Source organism: Flavitalea plasmicola, assembly GCF_030546645.1.
Classification (GTDB): Bacteria; Bacteroidota; Bacteroidia; order Chitinophagales; family Chitinophagaceae; genus Puia.
Window position 1 is genome coordinate 737,492 of the sequence record NZ_JAUOTO010000002.1, and the last position, 23,934, is coordinate 761,425.

The 23,934-nt window shown below is 50.1% G+C and carries 27 protein-coding genes; 11 read left to right on the forward strand and 16 right to left on the reverse strand.

Going from position 1 to position 23,934, the window contains the following annotated elements; translation table 11 throughout:
* Positions 1-253: 253 nt before the first annotated feature.
* From Q4E93_RS08175 to Q4E93_RS08190, 4 genes are read left to right on the forward strand one after another with little or no spacing between them, the layout of a single operon-like run.
* Positions 254-586 carry an ArsR/SmtB family transcription factor gene (locus Q4E93_RS08175; RefSeq protein ID WP_303584151.1) on the forward strand — a complete coding sequence of 111 codons (333 nt, stop codon included), beginning with the start codon at positions 254-256 and terminating at the stop codon, positions 584-586.
* A gap of 53 nt (positions 587-639) precedes the next feature.
* On the forward strand, positions 640-1,482 hold the full coding sequence (locus Q4E93_RS08180; RefSeq protein WP_303584153.1) for an arsenite methyltransferase: 843 nt from the start codon (positions 640-642) through the stop codon (positions 1,480-1,482).
* Between the two features lie 15 nt (positions 1,483-1,497).
* Positions 1,498-2,571, forward strand: coding sequence for an ACR3 family arsenite efflux transporter (gene arsB, locus Q4E93_RS08185; protein WP_303584154.1), 1,074 nt, complete (start codon positions 1,498-1,500; stop codon positions 2,569-2,571).
* 35 nt (positions 2,572-2,606) lie between these two features.
* A complete protein-coding gene (locus Q4E93_RS08190) occupies positions 2,607-3,380 on the forward strand; it encodes a metallophosphoesterase family protein (RefSeq protein WP_303584155.1) in 774 nt (257 codons plus the stop codon).
* A gap of 27 nt (positions 3,381-3,407) precedes the next feature.
* Here Q4E93_RS08190 and Q4E93_RS08195 read toward each other — a convergent pair whose 3' ends face one another.
* Entirely contained in the window at positions 3,408-5,396 is a 1,989-nt protein-coding gene (locus tag Q4E93_RS08195; RefSeq protein WP_303584156.1) for a copper-translocating P-type ATPase, read from the reverse strand.
* Positions 5,397-5,617: 221 nt separating this feature from the next.
* Here Q4E93_RS08195 and Q4E93_RS08200 point away from each other — a divergent pair, with 221 nt between their 5' ends.
* A complete protein-coding gene (locus Q4E93_RS08200; RefSeq protein WP_303584158.1) occupies positions 5,618-6,010 on the forward strand; it encodes a response regulator in 393 nt (130 codons plus the stop codon).
* A 17-nt stretch (positions 6,011-6,027) separates the two neighbouring features.
* On the opposite strand, the gene Q4E93_RS08205 is transcribed toward Q4E93_RS08200, so the two are convergent.
* The 9 genes from Q4E93_RS08205 to Q4E93_RS08245 all read right to left on the reverse strand — a co-directional run bounded on the left by Q4E93_RS08205 (position 6,028) and on the right by Q4E93_RS08245 (position 14,255).
* Positions 6,028-6,846: a universal stress protein gene (locus Q4E93_RS08205; protein ID WP_303584160.1), complete on the reverse strand. Its 819-nt coding sequence runs from the start codon at positions 6,844-6,846 to the stop codon at positions 6,028-6,030.
* A gap of 91 nt (positions 6,847-6,937) precedes the next feature.
* Positions 6,938-7,630 (reverse strand): dienelactone hydrolase family protein, encoded by a 693-nt coding sequence (locus tag Q4E93_RS08210; protein ID WP_303584161.1) that lies wholly within the window; start codon positions 7,628-7,630, stop codon positions 6,938-6,940.
* 36 nt (positions 7,631-7,666) lie between these two features.
* Positions 7,667-8,041, reverse strand: coding sequence for a group III truncated hemoglobin (locus Q4E93_RS08215; RefSeq protein WP_303584163.1), 375 nt, complete (start codon positions 8,039-8,041; stop codon positions 7,667-7,669).
* Positions 8,042-8,060: 19 nt separating this feature from the next.
* Entirely contained in the window at positions 8,061-8,828 is a 768-nt protein-coding gene (locus tag Q4E93_RS08220) for an ABC transporter permease subunit (RefSeq protein WP_303584164.1), read from the reverse strand.
* A 3-nt stretch (positions 8,829-8,831) separates the two neighbouring features.
* Positions 8,832-9,542 (reverse strand): ABC transporter ATP-binding protein, encoded by a 711-nt coding sequence (locus tag Q4E93_RS08225; RefSeq protein WP_303584165.1) that lies wholly within the window; start codon positions 9,540-9,542, stop codon positions 8,832-8,834.
* On the reverse strand, positions 9,539-10,774 hold the full coding sequence (locus tag Q4E93_RS08230) for a nitrous oxide reductase family maturation protein NosD (RefSeq protein ID WP_303584167.1): 1,236 nt from the start codon (positions 10,772-10,774) through the stop codon (positions 9,539-9,541). The genes Q4E93_RS08225 and Q4E93_RS08230 overlap by 4 nt, the downstream gene beginning before the upstream one ends.
* Entirely contained in the window at positions 10,753-11,775 is a 1,023-nt protein-coding gene (locus Q4E93_RS08235) for a nitrous oxide reductase accessory protein NosL (protein ID WP_303584168.1), read from the reverse strand. The genes Q4E93_RS08230 and Q4E93_RS08235 overlap by 22 nt, the downstream gene beginning before the upstream one ends.
* Entirely contained in the window at positions 11,772-13,757 is a 1,986-nt protein-coding gene (nosZ, locus tag Q4E93_RS08240; protein ID WP_303584170.1) for a Sec-dependent nitrous-oxide reductase, read from the reverse strand. The genes Q4E93_RS08235 and nosZ overlap by 4 nt, the downstream gene beginning before the upstream one ends.
* A 24-nt stretch (positions 13,758-13,781) precedes the next feature.
* Positions 13,782-14,255, reverse strand: a complete 474-nt coding sequence (locus tag Q4E93_RS08245; RefSeq protein WP_303584171.1) for a c-type cytochrome — start codon at positions 14,253-14,255, stop codon at positions 13,782-13,784.
* A gap of 198 nt (positions 14,256-14,453) precedes the next feature.
* On the opposite strand from Q4E93_RS08245, the gene Q4E93_RS08250 reads away from it, so the two are divergent.
* Positions 14,454-15,050, forward strand: coding sequence for a Crp/Fnr family transcriptional regulator (locus tag Q4E93_RS08250; protein WP_303584172.1), 597 nt, complete (start codon positions 14,454-14,456; stop codon positions 15,048-15,050).
* Positions 15,051-15,090: 40 nt separating this feature from the next.
* Entirely contained in the window at positions 15,091-16,344 is a 1,254-nt protein-coding gene (locus tag Q4E93_RS08255) for a hypothetical protein (RefSeq protein ID WP_303584173.1), read from the forward strand.
* On the opposite strand, the gene Q4E93_RS08260 is transcribed toward Q4E93_RS08255, so the two are convergent.
* The 3 genes from Q4E93_RS08260 to Q4E93_RS08270 form a co-directional block, all read right to left on the reverse strand.
* Positions 16,338-16,733 carry a response regulator gene (locus Q4E93_RS08260; protein WP_303584175.1) on the reverse strand — a complete coding sequence of 132 codons (396 nt, stop codon included), beginning with the start codon at positions 16,731-16,733 and terminating at the stop codon, positions 16,338-16,340. The two genes, Q4E93_RS08255 and Q4E93_RS08260, sit on opposite strands and share 7 nt — an antisense overlap.
* 92 nt (positions 16,734-16,825) lie before the next feature.
* Positions 16,826-17,419, reverse strand: a complete 594-nt coding sequence (locus Q4E93_RS08265; RefSeq protein WP_303584177.1) for a YciE/YciF ferroxidase family protein — start codon at positions 17,417-17,419, stop codon at positions 16,826-16,828.
* A 92-nt stretch (positions 17,420-17,511) separates the two neighbouring features.
* The gene (locus Q4E93_RS08270) at positions 17,512-17,985 is read right to left on the reverse strand and encodes a low affinity iron permease family protein (protein WP_303584178.1); all 474 of its coding nucleotides are present in this window, start codon (positions 17,983-17,985) and stop codon (positions 17,512-17,514) included.
* Between the two features lie 75 nt (positions 17,986-18,060).
* On the opposite strand from Q4E93_RS08270, the gene Q4E93_RS08275 reads away from it, so the two are divergent.
* The gene (locus Q4E93_RS08275; RefSeq protein WP_303584179.1) at positions 18,061-18,459 is read left to right on the forward strand and encodes a response regulator; all 399 of its coding nucleotides are present in this window, start codon (positions 18,061-18,063) and stop codon (positions 18,457-18,459) included.
* Here Q4E93_RS08275 and Q4E93_RS08280 read toward each other — a convergent pair whose 3' ends face one another.
* Positions 18,460-20,874, reverse strand: coding sequence for a PAS domain S-box protein (locus Q4E93_RS08280; protein ID WP_303584181.1), 2,415 nt, complete (start codon positions 20,872-20,874; stop codon positions 18,460-18,462).
* A gap of 207 nt (positions 20,875-21,081) precedes the next feature.
* Positions 21,082-21,450 carry a group III truncated hemoglobin gene (locus Q4E93_RS08285; RefSeq protein ID WP_303584182.1) on the reverse strand — a complete coding sequence of 123 codons (369 nt, stop codon included), beginning with the start codon at positions 21,448-21,450 and terminating at the stop codon, positions 21,082-21,084.
* A gap of 84 nt (positions 21,451-21,534) precedes the next feature.
* On the opposite strand from Q4E93_RS08285, the gene Q4E93_RS08290 reads away from it, so the two are divergent.
* Genes Q4E93_RS08290 through Q4E93_RS08300 form a run of 3 tightly spaced genes read left to right on the forward strand, consistent with a single transcriptional unit; the run spans position 21,535 to position 23,278 of the window.
* Positions 21,535-22,287, forward strand: coding sequence for a DUF72 domain-containing protein (locus Q4E93_RS08290; protein WP_303584184.1), 753 nt, complete (start codon positions 21,535-21,537; stop codon positions 22,285-22,287).
* 16 nt (positions 22,288-22,303) lie between these two features.
* Positions 22,304-23,077, forward strand: coding sequence for a CHAD domain-containing protein (locus Q4E93_RS08295; RefSeq protein WP_303584186.1), 774 nt, complete (start codon positions 22,304-22,306; stop codon positions 23,075-23,077).
* Positions 23,078-23,080: 3 nt separating this feature from the next.
* Positions 23,081-23,278, forward strand: coding sequence for a KTSC domain-containing protein (locus Q4E93_RS08300; protein ID WP_303584188.1), 198 nt, complete (start codon positions 23,081-23,083; stop codon positions 23,276-23,278).
* Here Q4E93_RS08300 and Q4E93_RS08305 read toward each other — a convergent pair.
* Positions 23,262-23,906, reverse strand: a complete 645-nt coding sequence (locus tag Q4E93_RS08305) for an SRPBCC family protein (RefSeq protein ID WP_303584190.1) — start codon at positions 23,904-23,906, stop codon at positions 23,262-23,264. The genes Q4E93_RS08300 and Q4E93_RS08305 overlap by 17 nt on opposite strands.
* Between the last annotated feature and the right edge of the window lie 28 nt (positions 23,907-23,934).

The window sequence follows — 23,934 nt, forward strand, 5'->3', positions numbered from 1 at the left end:
TTTATGACAAGGGAACGTCAACGTAGTCTCAGAAGAGGTGATCTTGCAGGGGATATATAGACCATACGAATTGCGTATGCAGGGAATCCTTTACAAAAGTTAAGGTTTATATTTTATTCCCTACCGGGTAAATGGGGGTCTATACGTATTTTCATGTATGGGCTGCCTAAAGGGAAGGACTAAAGAGAAAATTTTTCAGGGTTATTGGTTTATTCAGCACATTTATCGTAATATTGCAATGAAACAATGAAACATGGGACTGACCAAATCGGAAATATTCAGTGATAAGCAGAACAGGCTGGCCGGCATGATGAAGGCGCTGGCGCATCCGGCCAGGCTCGCTATCATTCAGCATCTGATCAAGACCAATGCCTGCATCTGCGGCGATCTGGTGGATGAACTGGGTCTGGCGCAGCCGACCATATCCCAGCATTTGAAGGAATTGAAGAACGCCGGATTGATCCAGGGTACTATTGAAGGCACCAGCGTTTGCTATTGCATCGAACCGAAGGCCTGGAATTATTATCAGAAAGAGATCGGGGCGCTTTTTGCCGCTTATAAAGGCGGTGACAGCTGCTGCGGGTAATTTTTTTGCATGAATTCATCGCAATATAGCAATATTAAATTAAAACATTTACCATGGCAACGAATGAAGAATTGAAGGATCTCGTCCGCCAAAAGTATAGCGAGATCGCCTTACAGGATAAAGAGACGAACCAGGCTTCCTGCTGCGGCTCAGGCTGCTGCTCAACCGAGGTCTACAATATCATGAGCGACGATTATGGCGCCCTGGAAGGTTACAATCCGGATGCGGACCTTGGTCTTGGTTGTGGTCTGCCCACTCAATTCGCGCAGATCAAAAAGGGCGATGTGGTCATCGACCTGGGGTCGGGCGCCGGCAATGACTGTTTTATCGCAAGGGTGGAGACAGGGGAAGCTGGCAAAGTGATCGGGATCGACTTTACACCCGCCATGATCGACAAGGCTCGTCAAAATGCGGAAAGGCTGGGTTTCCATAATGTGGAGTTCCGGCAGGGTGATATTGAAAAAGTGCCGGTGACATCCAACATCGCCGATGTGGTCGTCAGCAATTGTGTATTGAACCTGGTGCCCGACAAGGACCAGGCCTTCAGGGAAATCAGCCGGATCCTGAAGCCGGGCGGGCATTTTAGCATCTCGGATGTGGTGTTGGCGGGTGATCTCCCCGGAACTATCCGCAACGCGGCCGAAATGTATGCCGGCTGTGTGGCGGGCGCCTTGCAAAAAAAGGTTTACCTGGAGATCATTGCATCGAATGGATTCGTCAACATAACGCTGCAAAAAGAGAAGCCCATCATCATTCCCGATGATATTTTGTCCAATTACCTGGGCGCCGAAGAGATAGCGCAGTTCAAGGTCTCCGGTGCGGGCATATACAGCATCACGGTATACGGAGAAAAACCGGCGGACGGGGCTTGCTGCGCCCCCGGCTGCTGCAGCTAGTATAAATAATTCAATATGAGCGCAACTAATTGCAATCCTGCCCAAAGAAAGAAACTTAGTTTTTTAGATCGTTACCTGACCTTATGGATCTTTCTTGCCATGGCATCAGGCGTGGGCGTGGGATATTTCCGGCCGGACGCAGCCAACTTTATTCAATCATTCCAGTCCGGAACGACGAATGTGCCCATTGCCATCGGCCTTATCTTAATGATGTACCCGCCATTGGCCAAAGTAAAATATGAAGAGCTGGGCCGGGTCTTTACGAATACAAAGGTAGTAACGCTCTCCCTGGTCATGAATTGGATCATCGGTCCTGTGCTGATGTTCACCTTGGCGATCACTTTTTTGAGGGACAAGCCGGAGTATATGGTGGGTCTGATCATGATCGGTCTGGCCCGCTGCATAGCCATGGTCATCGTGTGGAATGAGCTGGCGGAAGGCAACCGCGAATATGCGGCCGGGTTGGTGGCCCTGAACAGTATTTTCCAGGTCTTGTTTTACAGTGTATTCGCCTGGCTGTTCATAACGGTGTTGCCACCCTATTTCGGTTTGAAGGGGCTGGCTATCCATATCAGCATCGGGCAGATAGCGCAAAGTGTCATGATCTATCTGGGCCTTCCCTTCTTCGCCGGGTTCATCAGCCGGAGCATCCTGATCAGGATCAAAGGAAAGGAATGGTATGAGCAACAATTCATTCCCCGCATCAGTCCTATTACCCTCGTTGCCCTGCTCTTCACCATTGTCGTCATGTTCAGCTTAAAAGGACAGCTCATCGTCGCCATCCCCTTCGACGTCGTAAGGATCGCGATCCCATTGGTCATTTATTTTGCGCTGATGTTCACCGTCACGTTCTTCTTTGGCAAGTCCCTGGGAGCTGATTATGCAGAAAGCGCGGCCCTGTCCTTTACTGCAGCAGGCAATAACTTCGAGTTGGCGATAGCCGTTGCGATCGGTGTATTTGGCATCAATTCGGGACAGGCTTTTGCAGGGGTCATTGGTCCATTGGTCGAAGTTCCAGCCCTGATCGCCCTGGTAAACCTGGCCTTTTGGCTGCGATCCAAATGGTTTGGGAAAACAGTGAGCGCTTAGTCATGTAAAAAATCCTTACAGCTAATATTTCGTTTATGAAGATTGCTTTATTCAGCGACATACACGCCAACCTCCCTGCCCTTGAAGCTTTTTTTGCCGACGTCGAAAAACAAAAGCCCGATGCGATCTATTGCCTGGGCGACCTGGTGGGCTACAATATCTGGCCCAACGAGGTGATCAACGAGGTCCGTAGACGGGGGATCCCCACTATTGCCGGAAACTATGATTTCGGCATCGGCCGTTCCAGCGACGATTGCGGTTGCGCCTATAAGACAGATGTCGAGAAGGCCAATGGAGCTGTATCCATTTCGTTCACCAATCAGCGGGTGAAAGAGGAAGAAAGAAAGTACCTGCGTACCCTGCCGGCGCATATCAGAGTGGAATTTCAGTTGAACCAGGATAAGCTGAACCTTCTGCTGGTGCATGGCAGCCCCCGTAAGATCAATGAATACCTTTTCGAGGACCGCGATGAAAAGAGCCTACTGCGGATCATGGAGCAGGCAGAAGCAGATGTAATGTGCTTTGGCCATACACATAAGCCCTATCATCGCGTATTAAACGCAGCGATCGATGGACGGGAGCATTTCCGGCACGCGATCAACATCGGGTCTATCGGTAAGCCTAAGGATGGGGATCCCAGGGGTGGCTACGTACTACTGCATATACAGGAAGATAGCAGTGTCACCCATTCAGAGACTATCCGGGCGGAGTTTATCCGTTTTGCCTACGATGTGGAGAAGGCTGCCAGGGCAGTAGAGGACAGCCCGTTGCCGAATGCTTACGCAGAAAGCCTCCGAAAAGGGCTTTGATATACCTGCTCCGCAACCCATATGAGGTCATTTTTTAACTTTTAATAATCCTGCGTTGATGGCTACCACGATAGTGCTCAGGCTCATCAAAACGGCGCCTGCGGCAGGGCTTAACAATATACCCTGTTTATATAAAACCCCGGCCGCCAATGGCAGGGCTATGACGTTGTAGCCAGTGGCCCAGAGGAGATTCTGGATCATTTTACGATAGGTGGCTTTGCCGAAGAGAATAAGGCTGACGATATCTTTTGGATTGCTGTTCACCAGCACGATGCCCGCAGTTTCAGCGGCTATATCACTACCGCTGCCAACGGCAATGCCGACGTCGGCCTGCGCCAGGGCGGGCGCGTCGTTCACACCGTCCCCGGTCATGGCCACGAACTCGCCCTGGCCTTGCAACTCTTTAATTTTTTCCAGCTTTTGGTGAGGCAATACTTCGGCGAAGAAGTTGTCCATTCCCAGGTCTTTGGCCACACCTTCGGCGACGACCTTGTTGTCGCCGGTGAGCAAGGTGGTTTTAATCTGGTTTTGATGGAGGGTCCTGATGGCGTCCCGGGATTCGGGGCGTACCTGATCGGCCAGGGCTATAAAGCCGGCAACCTGGTCGTTCACTACAACATATACCAGTGTTTCACCTGCATTGATCTTTTGCAGATGATCTTTGCCCGCAGACAGCCCGGTGACGGATTGCGGGCTGACAACGGCTACTTTTTTCCCATCCACGACGCCTGTGATCCCTTCGCCGGATAAGGCTTGCACATCCGCCGCATTGCCCGGCGCGATATCCAGGTCTTTTACTTTTTTGAGTATGCCGGTGGCGATGGGATGTTCGGATCCCTTTTCAAGAGCGGCGGCTAATCGCATTATATCTTCGGGAGTGAATGCTGCGAGGGTGGACTGGTAACGGACGACCTCGAATTTTCCGATGGTCAGCGTACCTGTCTTATCGAATACCAGGGTAGTGATCCGGCGTGCATTTTCAAAGGCCGTCCGGTTCCTGATGAGCAACCCGTTCTGAGCAGAGAGCGCGGTGGATTTTGCAACAACCAGTGGGACGGCAAGGCCCAGCGCATGGGGACAGCAAATGACGATGACGGTCACCATTCTTTCGATGGCGAAAGCCAGCCCTTTACCATCGATGAACCACCAGGTGAAAGTGACCATCCCTGCCAGGAGCGCAATGATGGTTAGCCACCGGGCTGCGGTGTCCGCCAGCAACTGGGTCCTGGACCTGGCCTTCTGGGCATCTTTCACCAGCTGGACGACCCGGGAGAGATAAGAATCGGCCGGACTGTGTGTTACGGATACTTTCAGGACACCGTTGCCATTGATGGCTGCCGCAATGACCTTGTCCCCTTTGGTCTTATGTACCGGCCGGGATTCCCCGGTGAGCATGGATTCATTCAGGAAGCTTTCCCCTTCGGCGATTACGCCGTCTGCGGCGATCTTTTCGCCAGGCTTGACGAGGATCCTGTCACCCGCCGCCAGCGTGCTGGCCCTGACCTCCTTCACCTGCCCATTGTCCTGTATGAAATGCGCATCCGAGGGCATGAGCCGGACAAGCAATTCAAGCTCCCTGGAAGCGCCGGCAACAGACTTCATTTCTATCCAATGGCCCAGCAACATGATGAGTATGAGGGTGTCAAGTTCCCAGAAGAAGTCCATGCCCTTCAGGCCGGCGACAGTGGCGGCACTGTATACATAGGCTACGGTGATGGCAAAGCCGATAAGGGTCATCATGCCGGGGTTACGGTCTTTCATTTCATCCCACCAGCCGGAAAGAAAGGGGCGGCCTCCGTACAGGAAGACGAAGGTGGACAACAGCAGGAGGAGGTAGTCGGACCCCGGGAAAGTAAAAGGGATGTGCATCCAGTGAAGGATCATCGGGGAAAGGAACAGAATAGGCGGGGTGAGCGCCAAAACGGTGTAGAATCGCTTGCGAAAATCCCGGATCATCATGGCGTGATGATCATGGCTTGCCGGGGAATGATGATCCTGCATCTCACTATGGTTCATAGTATATCGTTTTCACGGCTAAGTTAGTGGATCATCTTCCCTACCCGTTATATAATTCCGTTGAAAGATTATATCATATTGCGGATGTCCCTGTATACCCGGATATTATCTGGATCATATAATATAAGAAAAAAAAGGCAAAAAATAAAAAAAAAGACTATTATGCTCATCTCTATTTTTGTTCTGTGTAATTGTTTTATTAATTTATAAAACAGAGGCATATGAAAAAACATATACTGCTGATCGACGACGATCAGGACGAACTAACACTTTTCGTAGAGGCGTTAAACAAGGTCAATATCCCTTACAAATGCACCTGGGCAAAGGATGGCGAGCAAGCGCTCCAACAACTTACTTATCTGACACCGGATATTATTTTCCTCGATATAAATCTGCCAGGCATGAGCGGCTTTGAATGCCTGGCTGCTATAAAACAACGGGCGCGACTACAGGTCTGTCCGGTCATTCTTCATTCCACTAACATGACGGCGGACTGCCGGGATAAGGGTATAAAATTAGGCGCGGCGGCCTGCCTTGCAAAATCCGATACGCCTTCGGAGCTTGCAGGGATATTGGAAGAGCTTATACCGGATGACCTGATGACCTTGTTATAAAGCATTCGCTGTCTGTTCTATTCATGGGTGGTGAATAACGATGCTGCTGTCTTCTCCAGGATGGCATTTGCCAGGCTTTGCCGGAAGAACCGGGAGACGGCGGTCCTTCCATAGGAACCCATTACGACGATCATATTGTCGGTGTACCGGTTTATAAAACCAGGCAATTCTTCCGATGCCCGGCCCTGCATTATCTCCACTTCAACATGGTCGAAATGGCGTGGCAGCCAGCTCCTGATATACTGCTGGTGCTCGAGTTCATTATCCCCGCTGGCTTGAATGGTCACCAGGTAAGCCGGCAGCGAACGCCATATGGGGAAAAGATAGCTGAAATGCTTCATCGCATAGATGCTGGAATCACTGCCATCGTAAGCCAGCACTATTCTTTCCACCTGGCTGATATCTTCCCGGAGCAACAACACGGGACAATGCGCATCGGCCAGGAGATCTTTAAAGGTAATACGCAGGGGAAAGTAAAGCAGGTCCGAGAACATGATCCGGGCATCTGCCAGGATCAGGTCTGCAAAAGCGCTGTTTTGCAATATTTCTTCCAGGGGGACATCCCCTTGTTCTACGTCGTAATTTACTTTGGACATGGAAAATGTGTGTTGGATCAGCTGCAGGTTGTCTTCCAGCAACTGCCTATCCTCTTCCTGTTGTGTCTCTACCAGCGGAAGGTCGGTGGTCAGCGGATAGGATAAATTGGCTAAAATATACGACCGGTGTAAAAGAATAATATGCACAAATGAATGATCCGTCTTCACTATGCTGAGGATGGAAGTTAAAATGCGGGAGGGTTCATGTAATCCATCCAGCAGGAGCAGGATCCTTTTCATGGCCTTTCATTTACTTTTATTATTCATTGTCCAGGCAGGGGTAATACAGTTTTTTCCACAGTGTGGAGAATAATTCCTACCCGGACGCCGTTCACAGATCATCGTTTATGGAAGTTCCTGCGCTTACCAGCCCCCCTTGTCGCAGTGTATTCATTATCAAATGCTTTTCAAACCACTCCGTTGTAAGGTGCGCTATCTTATAGGCTTTGCCGGCCGCCTCAAGCGAACCCACGGCGCCTTCCAGCACAACTATCTCTTTTTCACAATTCAGCCATTCATAAGCCTGTTTGTTCCATTCATTTATGTATACATTTTCCGAGGCAGTGATCAATAATAAAGCGGGCCTGACCAAGGGCAATTCATATTTTATCAGGTCCGGCCGGCCACAGCGGCTTACGATCGCTTTAATTCTGCTGCCTGCTTTGATGGAAGCCTTCAATGCTGCCGCGGCAGCTACGTTCACCGCAAAATAACCCGCGGGTAAAGCCCGTAAAGCCGGCTGCTGAAACGCCCATTTTGTAACTTTTAACAGGCTTTCACTCATTCTATTAATATCGAAAGGATTATCAAATTCCTGTTCATCCGCGGAATCCAGTAAATAAGTGAACAGGGTGGCAAAGCGATGCCTGTTCAACATCCTGAAAAGGTATTCGTTCTGGACTTTTAAGGTCGGACAATCCTTTCCGACCGCGACGATCACCAGGCCCCGGGGTTGGTGGGGTATCTTTAAGGTGGCTGTTAAGCAAATATCCCGGAAAGTGATATGGATTTCATCTGGTCGCATACAAAAACCGGCACAATTCCCGTGCCACCGGGCTGGTCAATGGGCAGGCAGCCGGACCTGCATGAGCCGAGCAATGGACATAGCCCGTTGTCTGGCAATCTCTGCGTTCCTGCCCTCGAAAAGCTCGTCTACCGTCCGGGTAAAGAGCCGGATCCACTGATCGAAATGCACCCCGGAGAGGGGATGCCGCTGATGCAGCTGCATATGGGTCACCATCGGGTTGCCCGTATATCCACCTGTTTGAAACAATACGTTTTCCCAAAAATCATACATGACGGGCAGATGATGCTTCCAGTCTACTTTTACCACGTCATTGAAGATCGGGCCAATGACGACATCGTTGCGGACCTTCTCATAAAAAGCATCGATCAATTCACGGATATCTTCTTTATTTTCAATATCTCTCTTCATACGACCCGTGGTTTAATTGTCACCAATCCTTTCTGTTGAATTTCCGGACAGCCAGCCACAAAGGCACGAATATCCACATCAGCATGATCAGGCATGCGTACAGGCTGCCCCCTGTACCACCGAAGAACTCCCTGAATACGGCCCCTGTATAGCCCATCATGGCGGAAATATCCATTTTAAGAAGCACAACGATCCTGCCCAGGTCGATGGGGTTAAGCGAGCCGAGAACGATGCTTATCTTTTCCAGCGGGTAGTCGCTGAATTGAAACAGGATGAACAGAACGATGCCATCATAGATAAGAGAAAAATAAAACCAAAGCAGGATGGCAAGCCCGATGCCTTTCGCCTTGTCCCGGGTGATCATCGATCCCAGCAGGGCAAGGGCAACGAAGATGATGGTCAATCCCATGCCGGTGGCCATCAGGACCAGTCCTGCCTGCGAGCCGCTGTAGAAAAGGATGGGCAACCCCGCCCCCACCAGGAATGCCAGTAATAATGATACTGTCAGGCCTATGAAAATGCTCAGCACGAGCCTTTTCCGTTGCAATGGCTGAGAGAGCAGCAGCTCGATGAACTCCGTCGAGTTGTATACGTAGATCGTTGAAAAGATAATGCTAACCAGAGGCAATACGATCAGGACGATGTTCAACAAACTCAGCATGCCTTTGCCGGCGGTGTCTTCCAGGTTGAATACGCTCAGAGAGATGGCCAGCAGAAATACGGTATACGCCAATACGATCCTGTTCCGTAAAATATCCAGGATGACATATTTAATGATCTTATTCATTCTTTATTTATTTGCTTGCATGATGCGGGCAATGGCCCTCACCAGCTTTTCTTCCCCTGTGTCCTTCTTCAGTTGATCGAGGCTCTTATGGAACAGTAGCTTACCCTCCTGCAGGTAGATCACTTCGCTGACCATATCGTCCAATTCGCTCAGGATATGGGAGGTGATCAGGATCAGCTTACCTTTCTGTTTTTCCTTTCGGATCTTGTCTTTCAGCATTTCAGAAGAGACGGGATCCAGGCCTGCTGTCGGTTCGTCCAGTATGAGGACATCGGGGTTGAACAGGAAGGCCAGGGCTGCGCTGACTTTCTGCCGGGTACCGCCGGACAAGGTCCGCATGCGCTTATCCATTATCCTGTTCAGCTGAAAAGCGGTAGCCAGGTCTTCGTCGAACGTGGCAGTGTCTTCCCTGCGAATGTCCTTCATCATGTCAAACACCTGTGCAATGGTCATATTATCCGGGAACCTGCCCGTCTGCGGCATATAACCGATATGCCGCCTGTATTTCCAGTCATGAATGATATTCCTGTCGTTGAAGGTGATAAAGCCGCTGTCCGGAACTACCATACCCAACAGGCATTTAATAATAGTGGTCTTCCCGCTGCCATTGGGGCCGATCAATGAGATGGTTTGCCCCTTATTGCAGGTGAAGCTGACATTGTCCAGGGCCTTCAGCTTACCGAATCTTTTATTAACGTTGGTCGCGAAGATCATAGTCTCAGCGGTTTCATGGAAGGTTTGTCATCCTTTAAAGTTGCCGGTGTAATACTGGGTATCACCTTTTCGGTCCTGTCCATCAAGCTCACCATAAAGCTGTGGAAGAGCATCATAACGGCAGGATTCTTTTCGGCGATCATGGCATACATGCTTACAGGGTGATAGGGTACATCTCCGATGCCGTCCCGGTTTAGATCATACCCTTCATACTTATCCCAGTAATTATTGTCGAAGTTATTCAGCACCAGCGTTCCGTTGGTAGCCACATCGAAAGTATTGCCCCTGAAATTATTCCTGGTGATGGTGTTGTCGGCGCAGCTGGCCTGGATCTTCAGCGCCCATCCATTACCGGTGAATGCATTCCCGGTCACGACGACCCGGGTGGTTCCTTCCATGTAGATGCCGCTGGTGTTATGGTTGAAAACATTATGATCCACCCTGCTGTCTGTGATCTCTTTCATCAGGATGCCGTACCACCCTCCCCCTCCATTTTCTGAAAAGGTATTGTCCAGCATGCTTACACCATGAGAAAACATCACCGATACGCCCGCTTCATTGTGCCGGAAAAGGTTGCCCTTGTAAATATCATGATGAGAGAACATGAAGTGCAAGCCATACCGTATGTTGTCCATACTTTGGTTGCCACGGATAAGGGAGTTGGTCACGAATTCAAAATAAATGCCGTCCCGGTGATGGCTGATGACGTTGTCGACTATCTGCATCCCGTCACACTTCCAGCAATGGATGCCATTACCGGACTGTACCTCGACGCCTGCGCGGCTCCGAAGTGTATTGCCTGCAATGATACAGCTGTCGGCATGCTGGCTATAGATGCCGAAGAAAGTATCGTCCAGGACATTATTCCGGATGATGACATGCTTTGCGCCATAGATCCTGACACCGGCGATATCATTCCAGTCAGAGACGCCGGAATGTTGGAGCAGGAATCCTTCCACTGTCACACCATCGGCTTTTATGGATATGATCTCATATTTCTTTTCTCCATCCAGGATGGGCTGCCCTATGCCTTTCAGGCAAAGCCGCCTGTCAATCACCAGGCCCTTTTCCAGGTAGATCCCTTTCCTGACCAGGACGGTATCTCCCGGTGCGGCCCGGCCCACCGCCTGCCGGATGGAGGCGCAGGGTTCCCCCGGCCCCACATACCAGGTCCTGGCGGCCGACAGGAGCGGCAGTATCAGTAGCGCTGCTATTTGTATAATTCTTTCCATGTCACCGGAGTTCCGTGCAGTTCAATTGCATACTTATTCATAGTGTCAGCATCTTTGAAGGCCGCTATATTACCATTCATGGGGCTGTGCAGGGATTCGCTCTTCAGGAGATGGCCTTCATCCGCCTTTATCCACTGCTGATTGCCTGAGAAATCAAGGAAATACACGTCTGCGATCTCATTTGCCGGCAGCAATTTCGAATCAAGGAATTGAAGGAGGCAATGGAAGTCGTCAAACTTATAGATCTTTCTCTTGTTGGTCAGGATCTCTGCGCCGAACCGCCTGTCGGCGATGCCCATTTTGCAGAAGTCGCAGACGTCCTGTCCATAGCGGATGGGTTGCGGTCCACCACCGGTGCAGCTTGTCATGAAAAGGATCCCCGGCGCCAGGATCGCCGCCACCGTCCGTGAGGAGACTGGATTTCGCCTGTCTTGTTTTTTCCATTCCAGGATACCTGCGGTCACCAGCAATAAACCCACCGCTGCAAAGATCCAGCCTCCACTGTCGGGAATAGAATAGGCGCCGAAATTGAGCAGCTGTTTATAGCCGATCAGCGGTGGCTGATAGGCCATACCTGGCACCCGGATAGGTGCGCCTTCGTCCAGGTTGTGCCCGTAGTTGTATTCCCACCGGTAGAAATCGATCATCGATGTGAAAGCGATCAGCAGGAACAGCAGCACCCACCCGTAGAACAGGCCCCTGCGGTTGATCAGGGCGACCAGCAGGCCGACGGCCAAAAACCCGCCGATGATATAGGGAAGGGCGATGAACTCCACGAAATCCCTGGTATGCAAGGTACGCATGCCTATGTAATGATTCAGGCCATTGACCACGTCCACATCCCCCCCGATGGCATTGGCATATATTTTCAACACCAGGCCTTCCGGGTACTGAGGCGCTGACAGCTCTATCCTCCAGATAGGAAGGAATAATACCGCCACCATCGCTGCGGATGCCAGCAAAGTTATTACTCTGGTGACCGGGGAAATCTTGCGCTTCATTTTGCAAGAGTTGAATCCGGTTCCGCCTTATTGGTGCTAAAGGTCAGCGCAACGCTGCTGCCGACAGGTGAAACCCGCACATAGCCCTGCATTTCCTGGTGCAGCGCGCTGCAAAAGTCCGTGCAATACATGGGATAGACACCTGCTTCCCCCGGTACCCATTTCAGCGTGCAGGTCTCTCCGGGCATGATGAGGATCTCGGCATTCGCCGCTCCCTTTACGGCAAATCCGTGAGGGATATCCCAGTCCTGCTCGAGATTGGTCACGTGGAAATAGACTTCATCCCCCACCCTGACACCTTCAATATTGTCCGGCACAAAATGGGATCTGATAGCCGTGATATATACGTGCACCTTGTTACCTTCCCGTATTACCTTGGCTTCTTTCTCGCCCTTGGACGCATAGGGGTGGGCATTTCCCTCGATCCTGAAGAATTTAGTGGATCCTTTCGAGATCAGGTCCGCCGGCATCGCCTGCGCATAGTGCGGCTCCCCTATCGTAGGGAAATCCAGGATCAGCTGCATTTTATCGCCGGAGATATCGTACAGCTGAGCGCTTTGCGCCAGTTCGGGACCCGTAGGAAGATAGCGATCCTTGGTGATCTTGTTATAGGCGATGAGGTATTTTCCATAAGGATTTTTAGAATCGCCGCCAGGTATGCACAGGTGCCCGACCGAATAATAGGTGGGGGCGCGGTCCAGCACCTTCAGGTCTTTCAGGCTCCATTTCACCACTTCGGAGGATACGAACATGGACGTGTATGCATTGCCCTTGCCATCGAATTCCGTATGCAGCGGACCCAGCCCGGGCTTTTGCACTTCGCCCTGCAATGCAGCCGCGTATTTAATAACGGGAATTCCTTCATAGTCTCCTTCAAACTGCTTGTCGGCAATAGCTTTCAGCATTTTGGTATAGGAAAATACAGGTATCAGCGCCGCCAGCTTGCCGCTGCCCACGATAAATTCTCCCGAGGGATCCACATCACAGCCGTGGGGAGATTTCGGACAGGGAATAAAGTAAACCATATCCTTCAGCTCTTTAGGATCCAGCACCCATACTTCTTTCTCTACCGTCGAAGTAGCGCTATGTTTTTTCTCATCGTAAAGATTATGTACATAAGACACCTGTTTTTTAACTCCTTTACCCTGGCGCATGTATTCCTCCGCCTTCTTCCAGTTGACGGCCATGATAAAATCTTTATCCCGCTGAGAGGCATTGACCTCCAGCAGCGTGTGGGCCTGTTCGGTATTATAGCAGGAAAAGAAGAACCAGTCATGGGAGGGGCCTTTGCCCGCGTGGCTGAGATCGAAGTCGATGCCCGGCAGCATGAGCTGGAAGGCGATCTTCATCTGACCGGAAGACGAATCAACGCTGATGAAGCTCACGGTGCCATGGAAATTCTTCTTATAAGAGTTGAGAGGGACGTCCTGGTTGTCACCCATGGGAACGCTGAACCGGGTGCCGGCCACTATATACTCGGTGTTTTCGGTGGTGAAGGGGCTGGAGTGGTTCCCGCCGCTGTTGGGTAATTCCAGGATCTCCGACGTCCTGAAACTTTTCAGGTCGATGCGGGCCACCCGGGGCGTATTATTCGCGTTGGCAAAAAGCCAGCGGCCGTCCGGCTGCCCTTTCGTCTGTGAAAGCTCCAGGTGGTGCTGGTCATCCCAGGGAACAAAACCGTGGGAGGTATTCAACATTGGTTTCGTTTCCTCGCTATAGCCATAGCCATTCTCCGGGAATACGGAAAATACGGGGATCAGCTTCAGCAGCCTTCCCGAAGGAAGCCCATAGACGGACACCTGTCCATTAAATCCACCCGAGACAAAATTGTAGAACTCATCGTATTTGCCGGGCGCCACGTAAGTCCTTTCCGCCGCGTCCCCGGTGACGGCGGCACCGGCGTTCCTTGGTTTGCAGGCAGGTAATCCGAAAGTCATCATTATGCAGACGGCTAACAGGCCGTATTGATTTAGCATTCTCATATAAAAAAGAATTAAATTGAATTACTATTTTACTCCATCATTCTGGCGCATGAATTCCAGCACATTGCGTGCATCGGTGTCGGTGAGGTTCTGATTGGGCATTTTAACCATACATATTTCCAGCATTGCCTGCGCCTTGGGATCCTTGTTCAACATTTCTTCCGTGTTGGTCACAAAGTTCATGATCCATTCCGGTTTTCTTCTTTCTGTCACTCCCTTCCATCCGGGGCCTACCAGCTTTTCTCCCGTCAGCTTGTGACAGGAGGAGCATTTCACGTCATAAACGGCCTTGCCACCGTCAGCCATTTTATGATCCAGGCTGGATGCAAGGTCGACATGAGTGAATTTGCCCGCGCCTTTCGTCGAATCATAGGAGGATGCGGCTGCAGCGTTCTTGCTTTCCTTTTCCCCGGTGGAGCTATCCTTTTTTTCAGACCCACTGTCAGAACAGGCATAGATAAGGCCGCTCAAGGTTATCAATACCAGTAATTTTTTCATTTTGAATTTGTTTGATGGTTAAATAGGACACAAGATTACCCCTCGTTTATCGATTAAAATATGATCTAAATCATATTTACAGGCCTAATAATTGACTAAACACTGACTAAAATCATGTACATTAGGCTCAGAAATCAGGCGATCCGGTTGGTAGCAACGTTAGTTTTGAGGATATTACCGGAATCAAAATCAATCGCTATGATGATCGACTGCGACTTACTGCTTTGTTGGGGGGCAATTCACAGGAAGGTAATCAAGGGGCAGGCCATTTTTTACGAAGGTGATAATGCACTGTTCTATTACCAGGTAGTGCGGGGCCGTGTGAAAATGGTGAATACCAATGAAGAAGGTAAAGAATTCATACAGGGATTCTTTGGGGACGGGGATGCCTTTGGAGAGCCTCCGCTCTTCGATGGGAATGGGTACCCGGCCACTGCCATTGCGGAAGAAGATACCATCCTTATCCGACTGCGCAAGGATAATTTCCTCCAGCTATTAAAGGATAATTTTGAAATCCATTTTGCCTTCACGCAGCTGTTAGCCTCCCGACTGCGCTTCAAGTCCATCTTGTCTAAAGAGCTCTCCTGTCATGGTCCCGAGCCCAGGATCACTACGCTGATCCATTTGTTCAAGCATGCGAGTAACGTTCCTGATCATATGCGGTATAAAGTAAACCTCACCCGTCAGCAGATAGCAGATATGACGGGCCTTCGGGTGGAAACAGTGATCAGGGTCATCCGCGTGCTGTATGGTAAAGGGCGAGTTCTGCTGGAAAAAGGAAAGATATACGTTTGAATCCAGGTCCATCCGCCCGGAAAAAGTAAAAACCCAACTGATGAAAGGAATAGACGTCGAAAATTGCAGGCGATGGTCCGTACTTTGCCTGCTGAACTTTGTAATGGTGGCAGCATTGGGAATTATCCTCAGATATAAGATCGCGTTTTCGCTACCCTTTGTCAATTACAAATATCTTTTGCATGCTCATTCGCATTTCGCCTTTTCAGGATGGTTATCTACGGCCATTTTTACCTCCTTTGTATATATCTTATTACAGACCGGCTTCACCGGCCGGAGAGTATATGCCTACCTGTTCTGGCTGGCGCAGGCGGCTAGCTTTGGCATGTTGCTGAGCTTCCCTTTCCAGGGTTATGGCGCCGTGTCCATCTTCTTTTCTGTGTTGTCCGTTTTGTTTTCGTGGTGGTTCGCCCTTCGCTATTGGAAGGATGCCGCCGGAGCTCTTCCCGTCCTGACACGAGGTTGGATTAAAGCAGCGCTATTATTTTTCGTTCTGTCCAGCGCCGGACCTTTTATGCTGGCCTATATTATGTCACACCGGATCTCTGACACCCATCTTTACTACAATGCCGTTTATCTTTTCCTCCATTTTCAATATAATGGATGGTTTAGCTTTGCCGCACTGGGATTATTTTTCCATTCCGCCCATCGTCACGGCATACAGCTGGACAAGCCCAAAAGCCGGATCTTCTTTTTACTGATGGTCAGCGCCTGTATTCCGGCCTATTGCCTTTCCCTGTTGTGGACCGATCCGCCTGCCTGGGTATTCATTATTGCAACGCTCGCCGGCTGTTTGCAGCTGGCGGCGCTTGTTCCATTGCTTCAGCTCATAGGTCGATCCCGCAGCCAATGGGCAGTTCGATTGCCCCTGCAGGTAAAAATACTTTGGGGATTATCCTTATTCGCGTTTGCCATCAAATTGATATTGCAGGCTTTATCTGCCTTGCCTGTACTGGGCCATCTTGCATTTGGGTTCCGGCCAGTGATCATTGGCTATATTCACCTGGTGGTGCTTGGATTCATCAGCTTCTTCATGATGGGGTTCCTGGTCACGGAAAAGCTCTACCACGTCCTTTCGGGAGCCTGGAAAGCGGGGATCGTCATCTTTATAGCAGGCGTATTTGCCAATGAGCTGCTGTTGCTGGCCCAGGGCTTATCAGCTATTGTGGGGGGCCATGTTCCATTCGTTCCTGTCTTATTGCTTATTGCAGCTGTCACCATGTTTGCGGGCCTTAACTTACTGTTGATCTCCCAGCTCCGGGTGAAAAAGAAGCACCAGCTTTTCCTTTACTGAGGGAAAATGGATCTCAGCAATGCCGCCAGGGATGTCTTCAGCTCGCTGAAAGAATTGGACTTCCGGTAAAAGGCCTTCGCTCCGACGTCTTCCGGGCTAACGCCTTCCTGATATAAATTTGCAGTAGAATACATTACAATGGGAATATGTTGTATATCCGCAATTTTTTTGATCTCTCTCAGGCATTCCCAGCCATTCAAGGCCGGCATATTCAGGTCCAAAAAAATAATATCAGGCGTATCGGTCCTGTTATGGGTTAACCTGTCCAGCGCCTGCTGGCCACCGGAGCAATATTCCATGGTCATATCAATCGCTAATTCCTTTATTGCATCTGAAAAGAATTGAGCATCATCTTCATCGTCATCGATCAAAAGGACAGTTCGTGCCATCGTTATCTGTAAAATAATTAATTTTCCGAATTAAATCTCCAAAAAAAAGGCCAGGCGGTACGGCCTGACCTTTACCATTTCAATATAAAGCGTTATTCTTCGGTAGCCTCTTCGTTGATCGAACCCTCGGCAAGCGCCGTAAGGCTTTGATCGGCCTCTTTCTCTTCTTTCAGCGTTTGTTCAAGCAGGGAAGCGACCTCATCATAGCCGAGGGTCCTGGCCACCTGGGCAAGGCCGCCATAGGTAGCGATCTCATAGTGTTCCGCCTTCTGGCCAGCCATGATCAGGGCTACATCCCGGGTATGGGTACCTTCTTCGGTGTCTTCGATGACGCTGGCGCCTTCCTCTGTAATACCTTCCATGGCATCGCATTTCTTGGCCTGGGGCTTATGGCCCAGGATATCGAATACTTTTTCCAGGCGGGTGACATGCTCCCCGGTGACTTTCAGATGCTGTGTAAAGGCATTCTTCAATTCTTCTGAAGTAGCGGCATTTGCCAGCTTTGGCAAGGTCTGGACCAGCTTTTTCTCGGCCCAGTAAATATCCTTGATCTCGTCGTGGAAGAATTCCTGCAGTTTGGAATCATTGGCCCGGCTGCCTGACTTCGTTTTTGACTTTTCGGATGAACTGGCGGCTGGCTTTTTATGGGTGGCTGCTGCGCCGCCTTTTTGGGTTGATGTTGACATAATAAAAAAGTTTATTGATTTAACAGGGAGGAATAAAATAAGTATGCCAGGGATCGCGCCGTTGTAATGACCTGAAATGGGCAAGGAATTACTCACTTTTTAGCCGCTAATTTCCTCTTCCACTCATGTTTCTGCTGTGCCTCATCTATGGAATGGGACACCAGTAAACTTTCCTCTTTTCTGCTGGCCTCGCTCAGCTGTTTATAGAACTTTTGAATGACCTTCAGCTCATCCTCGGAAATGTTCTCGATATTGACCAGGCGATTGCTGGAATACTCGTGGGAAGCAATAAGCTCATTGAGCTTTAGCTGAATGGCCATAGAATCCTTGTTCTGCGTTTTCTGGATGAGAAAGACCATCAGGAATGTGATGATGGTGGTGCCGGTGTTAATGACGAGCTGCCAGGTTTCGGAGTAATGAAAAAAGGGACCTGTGATAGCCCAGATAAGCACAATGGCAAACGCTATGATGAAAGCAGGGGTGCTGCCGGTGGCCCGGGTGACCTTTTGGGAAAAATTCTCAAAAAAGCTGGTTTTCCGCCGGGAAGCTGTCGGGGAAGTATTCATTTCTTTTGTTTTTTGTTGCAAGTTGATTTTTATATTTCGGTGATCTTATTTATTTTCAGTCAATTTTTTGAAAATATGGCAGCGCATTCAGGCATCGTTATAGCTGAAGATGATCCGGAAGACATGGAAATGATCGTTGAAGCCATTCTGCTTGCAGAACCAGGGGCCCAATTGCATAAATTCAGCGATGGGTTTTCTGTCTATGAGTACCTGCACACAAGACCGGATAACGACCTTCCTTCCCTGATCATACTGGATTATAACATGCCTCAATTGACCGGCGCCCAGGTACTGAAGAACATCAGCGCAGAAATGCGCTATGGCCCTGTTCCGAAGATCATCCTTAGTACATCCAATGCGCAGCTGCACCAGCACGAATGTATACGCAACGGCGCCACGCAGTATTTCGTGAAGCCCAGTAACCTGAAAGATTTAAATAATCTCGCCAGAACGATGATAGGCCTTCGTCTTTAACTATTCGAACTTGGGGAAGTAGACGTTGAAGCAGGCCCCCTTTCCGGGGGTGCCATCTGCCTTTATGAACCCATTATGGTTCTGGGCAATCTTCGTACAGATGGCCAGCCCTATCCCTGAGCCACCCACCCCCTTTGCAGTTGCCAGCCGTTGAAAGATCTCGAAGATCCTGTCAGCAAATTTAGCATCAAATCCAATTCCGTTATCCATGACGGAGATCTTAAAATATTGTTTGGAAGGATCAGCCCTGGACGATACATGCAAATCACCTTTAACCAGCAGGCTCCTGATTGAAATATGGGCGTCCCGGTCCGGGTGCCTGTACTTAATTGCGTTGTCTATCAAATTAGAGAACAACTGTTTGACCTGGAAATGAATTGCATGGATCATGGGAAGATCTTCTATTTCGATGGTAATATTTTTTTGCTCCATATCTACTTTATGGAATGAAACCAGCTCATGCATGAGTTGGTTCAGATCCAATTCCTCATAGGCTTCGGTATTAGCGGTAGCTTTCGAATAAGTGAGCAGATCTTCGATGAGGTTCTTCATCCGTTCTGTCGCGTTGATGGACCGTTCCAGATAGGTCATCGACGTGGCGTCCAGCACATTGGAGGGATTTTCGACCACATAGCTATTGTACAAACGGATCTTCCGCAGGGGCTCTTTCAGATCGTGAGATGCCGCATAAACAAACTGCTCCAGCTCCTTGTTTTGAAATTCCAGCATAGCCAGATGCTCCCTGGTAATATCTTCGGCCAGCTTTCTTTCGGTGAGGTCGCGGGTAACTTTAGAAAATCCTATGAGATTATTATGATCGTCATGCATTGCTGTCAGAAGGACACTGCCCCAAAATTTCGTTCCATCCTTTCTTTTCCTCCAACCTTCGTAAGCTGCTTTTCCATTCTCCCTCGCCTCGCGAATGAGTATTAGGGGAAGGCCATTTTGCAGATCCCCGGCAAGATAGAATTCCTGAAAGCTTTTGCCTACGATCTCCTGTTCCTTATACCCTTTTATTTTTTCCGCGCCTTTGTTCCAGTTGATAATGATCCCGTCCGCGTCAAGCATGATGATAGCATAGTCCTCTACTTCTTCGATCATTTTATGATACCTGTCATCGCTTTTCTTCAGCTCGTTTATTTTTTCAGCGACTTTCATTTCCAGCGTATTCGCAAGTGTCCGGTATTTTTCTTCACTTTCGCGTAAAGCTCTTTCATTTTCCTTCATATCCGTGATATCCACCAGCATGTTGATAGCGCCGGTTATCTTCCCGGAATCGTCAAAAATCGGCTGCGGATAAGGAGCCACATCCCGCAAAGAGCCATCCGGACGAACGACCAGTATTTGCTCGCCGTACACGGGCCGCTGTTCTTTCAGGCAAAGCGCCATCGGGCAGCTATCCAGCGGAAGATCCGACCCATCCGTCCTCATGATCCTGAAAGAGCCACACCAAAGCTCCTTGCCGATCTCCGGTTCCCTGCCCCACAGGTCAGCCGCCGCCCTGTTGAATAATGTAATCATGCCTTCGGCATCCGTGGTATACAGAGGGGTATCCAGGCTCTGGATCAGTTGACGGTAGCGCAACTCGCTTTCCCTCAATGCCTGGTAAAGTTTCTTTTGTTCGGTGACGTCGATGGTGAAACAACGCGTATGTTTGAAATTCCCATTCTCGCGAAGAACACTGGAGCTGATGTGAACGATCCTGACGGAGCCATCTTTTGCCCGCAACTCCGATTCATATTGTACCAGGTTCTCGTCGTCGGCCAGCCGCTTAAGGATCTCGCCGATCTTTTCCTGGCTGACATGGAATTCAGCGATATGATGACCGATGTATTCCTCCTGTGTGTATCCCAGCATATCCATCTCGGCTTTATTAGCCCATTTAATGACACCGTTCCCATCTACCCAGTGCAAGCCAATATTTGCATTATCCAGATAGTCCTGCAGCTCAGCGGTCTTTTCCTGCAGCTTTTTTTCGGCTGACTTTTGTGTAGTGATATCATATAAACAACTGATCATACCCACCTGGACGCCATTTTCGTCCCGGAGAGGTCCTACGTTCACGCGTACATCGATCCGGGAATGATCGGGCCGTTCAACCACGACTTCCACATCCTTCCGCGCTACCCCGTCCTTCAGGCATGCGGCCGCCGACGTGTGGTCATGGGGTAATAAATCCCCGTTTATGTTGTAAAGTTTGTAAGCGCCGCTATACCGCTGCTCTGCGGCGCCCATTTCCGGCGCACGGCCCCATAATTTCACGGCCTCTTTGTTGTAGCCTTTTATGCAGCCATCCAAATCGCAGGCATACGTGGCCACCGGCAAAAGGTCAAGCATGTCGTTTCGCTGAAGAAATGCTGGAAACACATAACCCGTTGACCCTTCGGCCATTATCTCGCTCATAGTCTTTTGCATCTGCTGGAAATTTGCTTTAGAATTTTGAAATTGACCCATCGGGTTCCAGGACCTCATCAAAGGGCAGAACGCGGAATTTCGCTGGCATGGATATTCAGAGCCTTAAGTTAACGACCTGTTTAAGCAAGAAGTATTGCAGGAATTGCGCCAACCTGGCGAAGTGGCGATAAACACGGCTGATTTGTTCGGTGATGGATGATAAGCCGGTCACAGGGTCTTTAGCCGGATCATCGTCGCAATAGACAGTGCCCGCTGTCTTGCCAACTCGGCAACAGGGCCCTTGAAATGCTCGTCCAGCGTCTCCCGGAAGAGCTTCATCCACCTGTCGAAATGCGCCTGTTCCAGCGGAAATATTGCATGGAGCTGCTTATGAACGCTCATGGGATTCCCGGCATAATTACCCGTATGGAACAAGACCCCTTCCCAGAATTCATACATCACGGGAAGGTGATGATCCCAATCCACTTTTGCCACGTCGCTGAAAATAGGTCCTATCAGCTCGTCCTGGCGCACTTTTGCATAAAAAGAGCCAATCAATAACCGTATATCCTCCTTCCCTTCCAGATCTTTTTTCATCTTTTCATTTTCCGCAAGGTAGCACATTTCCCTGCATTCGCCCCTGGTATTCAAATTGCAATATTGCCCCTTAATAAATGACCTATGCCTGATAGCTATGGAAAATTCAGGGCCGGCACCAGCGGGCTGGTCCTCAGGGAGCCGAATAAGCAGGCATTCCCGGAAGCGCACCGCCAGAAGTCCCGTCTTTCTTATTATGCGACACTTTTCAACTCCATCGAGATCAACAGCAGCTTTTATAGGGTACCCATGCCAGTGACATTCACCAAATGGACCCACCAGGTCCCGGATGATTTTCAGTTCACTGTCAAGCTATGGCGGGAAATCACCCATGCGAGGGGCTTTGCCTTTAAGCCAGCGGATATCAAGGCATTCCTGAGAGCGGCTGCCAACACAGGGAGTAAAAAAGGCTGTCTTCTCATCCAGCTTCCACCCAGCATTGGCTGGAATAAGCTGGATCAATTGCAGCGGCTGCTGGACGAAGTTCGTATGTCTGATGACGACCCTGCCTGGCGGCCGGCCGTGGAGTTCAGGCACCGGTCCTGGTACCGGGAAGAGACGTATCGCCTGCTGGATACTTTTGGGGCCGCGCTGGTGTTGCATGACATTCCTGCGTCCGCCATACGGGCCCCCACGGAGAAGGCCCGCTTCGTTTATGTGCGCTTTCATGGCGTGAAAGGCGACTATAAAGGCACCTATACGTATGACCACCTCCGGGAATATGCCTTGGAGATCGGGGATTGGCTGCAGCAGGGCAAAGATGTCTACGCCTATTTCAACAATACGATCGGCGACGCTGTCGCCAACCTGGAAACCCTGAACGAACTGGTCTCATAATTGCGGCCAATTCCGTATGCATCGGAAAAAAGCATACCGGTCTATCAGGAAACATGGCGCAGGCATCCGGCAGAGCGTGTCGGTCTCTGCTTTCTTTGACGAAGACGACGTACATCATTTCCGGACGCATGCCAAGAAGCTACGGGCGTTACTTCGCTGGCTGGGAAAGGACGAAAGGACCTTGCCGCCTTCATTCAAAGAGATCTACCGTATTTCCGGCCAGCTGAGGGATGTACAGGTGCTACTGAAAAGCATGGAGGACCGACGGGAGGATTACCCGGCTTTTGCCGCCTGGCTGCGTGAAAATGCCAGCAGGCTACAGCAGCTCTGGGACGACAAGTATGATCCTGCGGTAGTCAGACGGCTGGAAAGAAGACTACGTGAACCGAAGCTGAAAAAACCCACCGCAGGCAGACTGCAGTCTTTTTTTAATCAACGGGTGGGGAAGATCGAATCGATCGTCTTCTTACCTGCGCCCGCAGATGAAGATCTCCATGATATCAGGAAGGAGTTGAAGGACGCGTATTTCGTATATGCATGGGGACAGAAGAATGATTGTGCGGGTGGGAACGATCAGATGCCAGCGATCCTGCAGCAATTGGGAGAGCGGTGCGGGGAATTCAATGACAGGAGGATCGCGTTGGTGCTGCTGGCGGCTTATTTACAGCAGGAGCAGGAGCCGGATGCCCACAAGGCGGCGGAAGCGCTGCGGGAACATTGGGAGGAGGAGCGTTTGTCCTGTAAGAGAGCGCTATTAAAAGATCTGCGCGCATTCGCAGAAAATACATGAGCCATGCCATCGTCCGTCATCCGCCGATTCCAATACTTTCCCGACCGTCACACGCTGAGGATCGTTTTTGTTTCGGGAATGGTATATGATTATGACCAGGTGCCTGTAAAGATCTATGAACAGATGAAGGCTGCTTTCTCCAAGGGAGAATTTTTCAACCGGGAGATCAAGGACAAATATCCTTTCAAAAAGATTGATTGACCTTCTCCGTATCCTCCATAAAATGCTTGAAGCCTTCGATATCTTTTTCTATCATGTTCTTGAATACAGGGGTCAGCAGACGGGACAGTCTTTCACCTAGGACGCCCATGGGGGCGCGGTAGGATATCATGACGTCGATGCGGGTACCACCAGCCGGCGTGTCGGAGAAATTGATCTTTCCTGTATTTTCAACACTGGCGCCCTGAGTCGACTGCCAGGATATTTCAGCATTCTCAACGTCTTTTATGATCTCCGCCTCCCATCGCACGTCGCCCAATCCGCCGGGTATCTTTACTTTCCAGGCAGAGATGGTATCACTCAGCTCGTCTACGCTTTCCAGGTGTTTCATGAACAAAGGAAGGTTTTCCAGCCTGCGCCAGAAAGCGTAGACCTCTTCTCTCGGGCTGTTCACCGTCACCTGTGTCCGGACATTGACGTTGCTGGGGCGATGGTCACGCCCGCCTTCACGGAGCGTTGCGGAAACGGGGCATTTCCCGGAAATGGCCCTGTACAGCAGGTAGCCTCCCGCAGCCAGCAGCAGGCTTTCTTTTTTATGCTTGCGGCTGACAAAATAAAGTAACAGGGATCCGCCTATGGCAGAGATCGTTCTTTCCGTCTTTCCTAACATAAACAAGAATTTAGATCATACCTGCAAT

Excerpts from the sequence above, each read along its gene's own strand:
- Q4E93_RS08305 (WP_303584190.1), bottom strand. The coding sequence starts at position 23,906 with ATGTTAGGAAAGACGGAAAGAACGATCTCTGCCATAGGCGGATCCCTG.
- Q4E93_RS08285 (WP_303584182.1), bottom strand. The coding sequence starts at position 21,450 with ATGAAAAAAGATCTGGAAGGGAAGGAGGATATACGGTTATTGATTGGC.
- Q4E93_RS08300 (WP_303584188.1), top strand. The coding sequence starts at position 23,081 with ATGCCATCGTCCGTCATCCGCCGATTCCAATACTTTCCCGACCGTCAC.
- Q4E93_RS08275 (WP_303584179.1), top strand. The coding sequence starts at position 18,061 with ATGGCAGCGCATTCAGGCATCGTTATAGCTGAAGATGATCCGGAAGAC.
- Q4E93_RS08295 (WP_303584186.1), top strand. The coding sequence starts at position 22,304 with ATGCATCGGAAAAAAGCATACCGGTCTATCAGGAAACATGGCGCAGGC.
- Q4E93_RS08220 (WP_303584164.1), bottom strand. The coding sequence starts at position 8,828 with ATGAATAAGATCATTAAATATGTCATCCTGGATATTTTACGGAACAGG.
- Q4E93_RS08180 (WP_303584153.1), top strand. The coding sequence starts at position 640 with ATGGCAACGAATGAAGAATTGAAGGATCTCGTCCGCCAAAAGTATAGC.
- Q4E93_RS08270 (WP_303584178.1), bottom strand. The coding sequence starts at position 17,985 with ATGAATACTTCCCCGACAGCTTCCCGGCGGAAAACCAGCTTTTTTGAG.
- Q4E93_RS08260 (WP_303584175.1), bottom strand. The coding sequence starts at position 16,733 with ATGGCACGAACTGTCCTTTTGATCGATGACGATGAAGATGATGCTCAA.
- Q4E93_RS08235 (WP_303584168.1), bottom strand. The coding sequence starts at position 11,775 with ATGAAGCGCAAGATTTCCCCGGTCACCAGAGTAATAACTTTGCTGGCA.
- Q4E93_RS08225 (WP_303584165.1), bottom strand. The coding sequence starts at position 9,542 with ATGATCTTCGCGACCAACGTTAATAAAAGATTCGGTAAGCTGAAGGCC.
- Q4E93_RS08230 (WP_303584167.1), bottom strand. The coding sequence starts at position 10,774 with ATGGAAAGAATTATACAAATAGCAGCGCTACTGATACTGCCGCTCCTG.
- arsB (WP_303584154.1), top strand. The coding sequence starts at position 1,498 with ATGAGCGCAACTAATTGCAATCCTGCCCAAAGAAAGAAACTTAGTTTT.
- Q4E93_RS08265 (WP_303584177.1), bottom strand. The coding sequence starts at position 17,419 with ATGTCAACATCAACCCAAAAAGGCGGCGCAGCAGCCACCCATAAAAAG.
- Q4E93_RS08210 (WP_303584161.1), bottom strand. The coding sequence starts at position 7,630 with ATGCGACCAGATGAAATCCATATCACTTTCCGGGATATTTGCTTAACA.
- Q4E93_RS08280 (WP_303584181.1), bottom strand. The coding sequence starts at position 20,874 with ATGCAAAAGACTATGAGCGAGATAATGGCCGAAGGGTCAACGGGTTAT.
- Q4E93_RS08290 (WP_303584184.1), top strand. The coding sequence starts at position 21,535 with ATGCCTGATAGCTATGGAAAATTCAGGGCCGGCACCAGCGGGCTGGTC.
- Q4E93_RS08195 (WP_303584156.1), bottom strand. The coding sequence starts at position 5,396 with ATGAACCATAGTGAGATGCAGGATCATCATTCCCCGGCAAGCCATGAT.
- Q4E93_RS08250 (WP_303584172.1), top strand. The coding sequence starts at position 14,454 with ATGATGATCGACTGCGACTTACTGCTTTGTTGGGGGGCAATTCACAGG.
- Q4E93_RS08215 (WP_303584163.1), bottom strand. The coding sequence starts at position 8,041 with ATGAAGAGAGATATTGAAAATAAAGAAGATATCCGTGAATTGATCGAT.
- nosZ (WP_303584170.1), bottom strand. The coding sequence starts at position 13,757 with ATGAGAATGCTAAATCAATACGGCCTGTTAGCCGTCTGCATAATGATG.
- Q4E93_RS08190 (WP_303584155.1), top strand. The coding sequence starts at position 2,607 with ATGAAGATTGCTTTATTCAGCGACATACACGCCAACCTCCCTGCCCTT.
- Q4E93_RS08245 (WP_303584171.1), bottom strand. The coding sequence starts at position 14,255 with ATGAAAAAATTACTGGTATTGATAACCTTGAGCGGCCTTATCTATGCC.
- Q4E93_RS08175 (WP_303584151.1), top strand. The coding sequence starts at position 254 with ATGGGACTGACCAAATCGGAAATATTCAGTGATAAGCAGAACAGGCTG.
- Q4E93_RS08205 (WP_303584160.1), bottom strand. The coding sequence starts at position 6,846 with ATGAAAAGGATCCTGCTCCTGCTGGATGGATTACATGAACCCTCCCGC.
- Q4E93_RS08200 (WP_303584158.1), top strand. The coding sequence starts at position 5,618 with ATGAAAAAACATATACTGCTGATCGACGACGATCAGGACGAACTAACA.
- Q4E93_RS08255 (WP_303584173.1), top strand. The coding sequence starts at position 15,091 with ATGAAAGGAATAGACGTCGAAAATTGCAGGCGATGGTCCGTACTTTGC.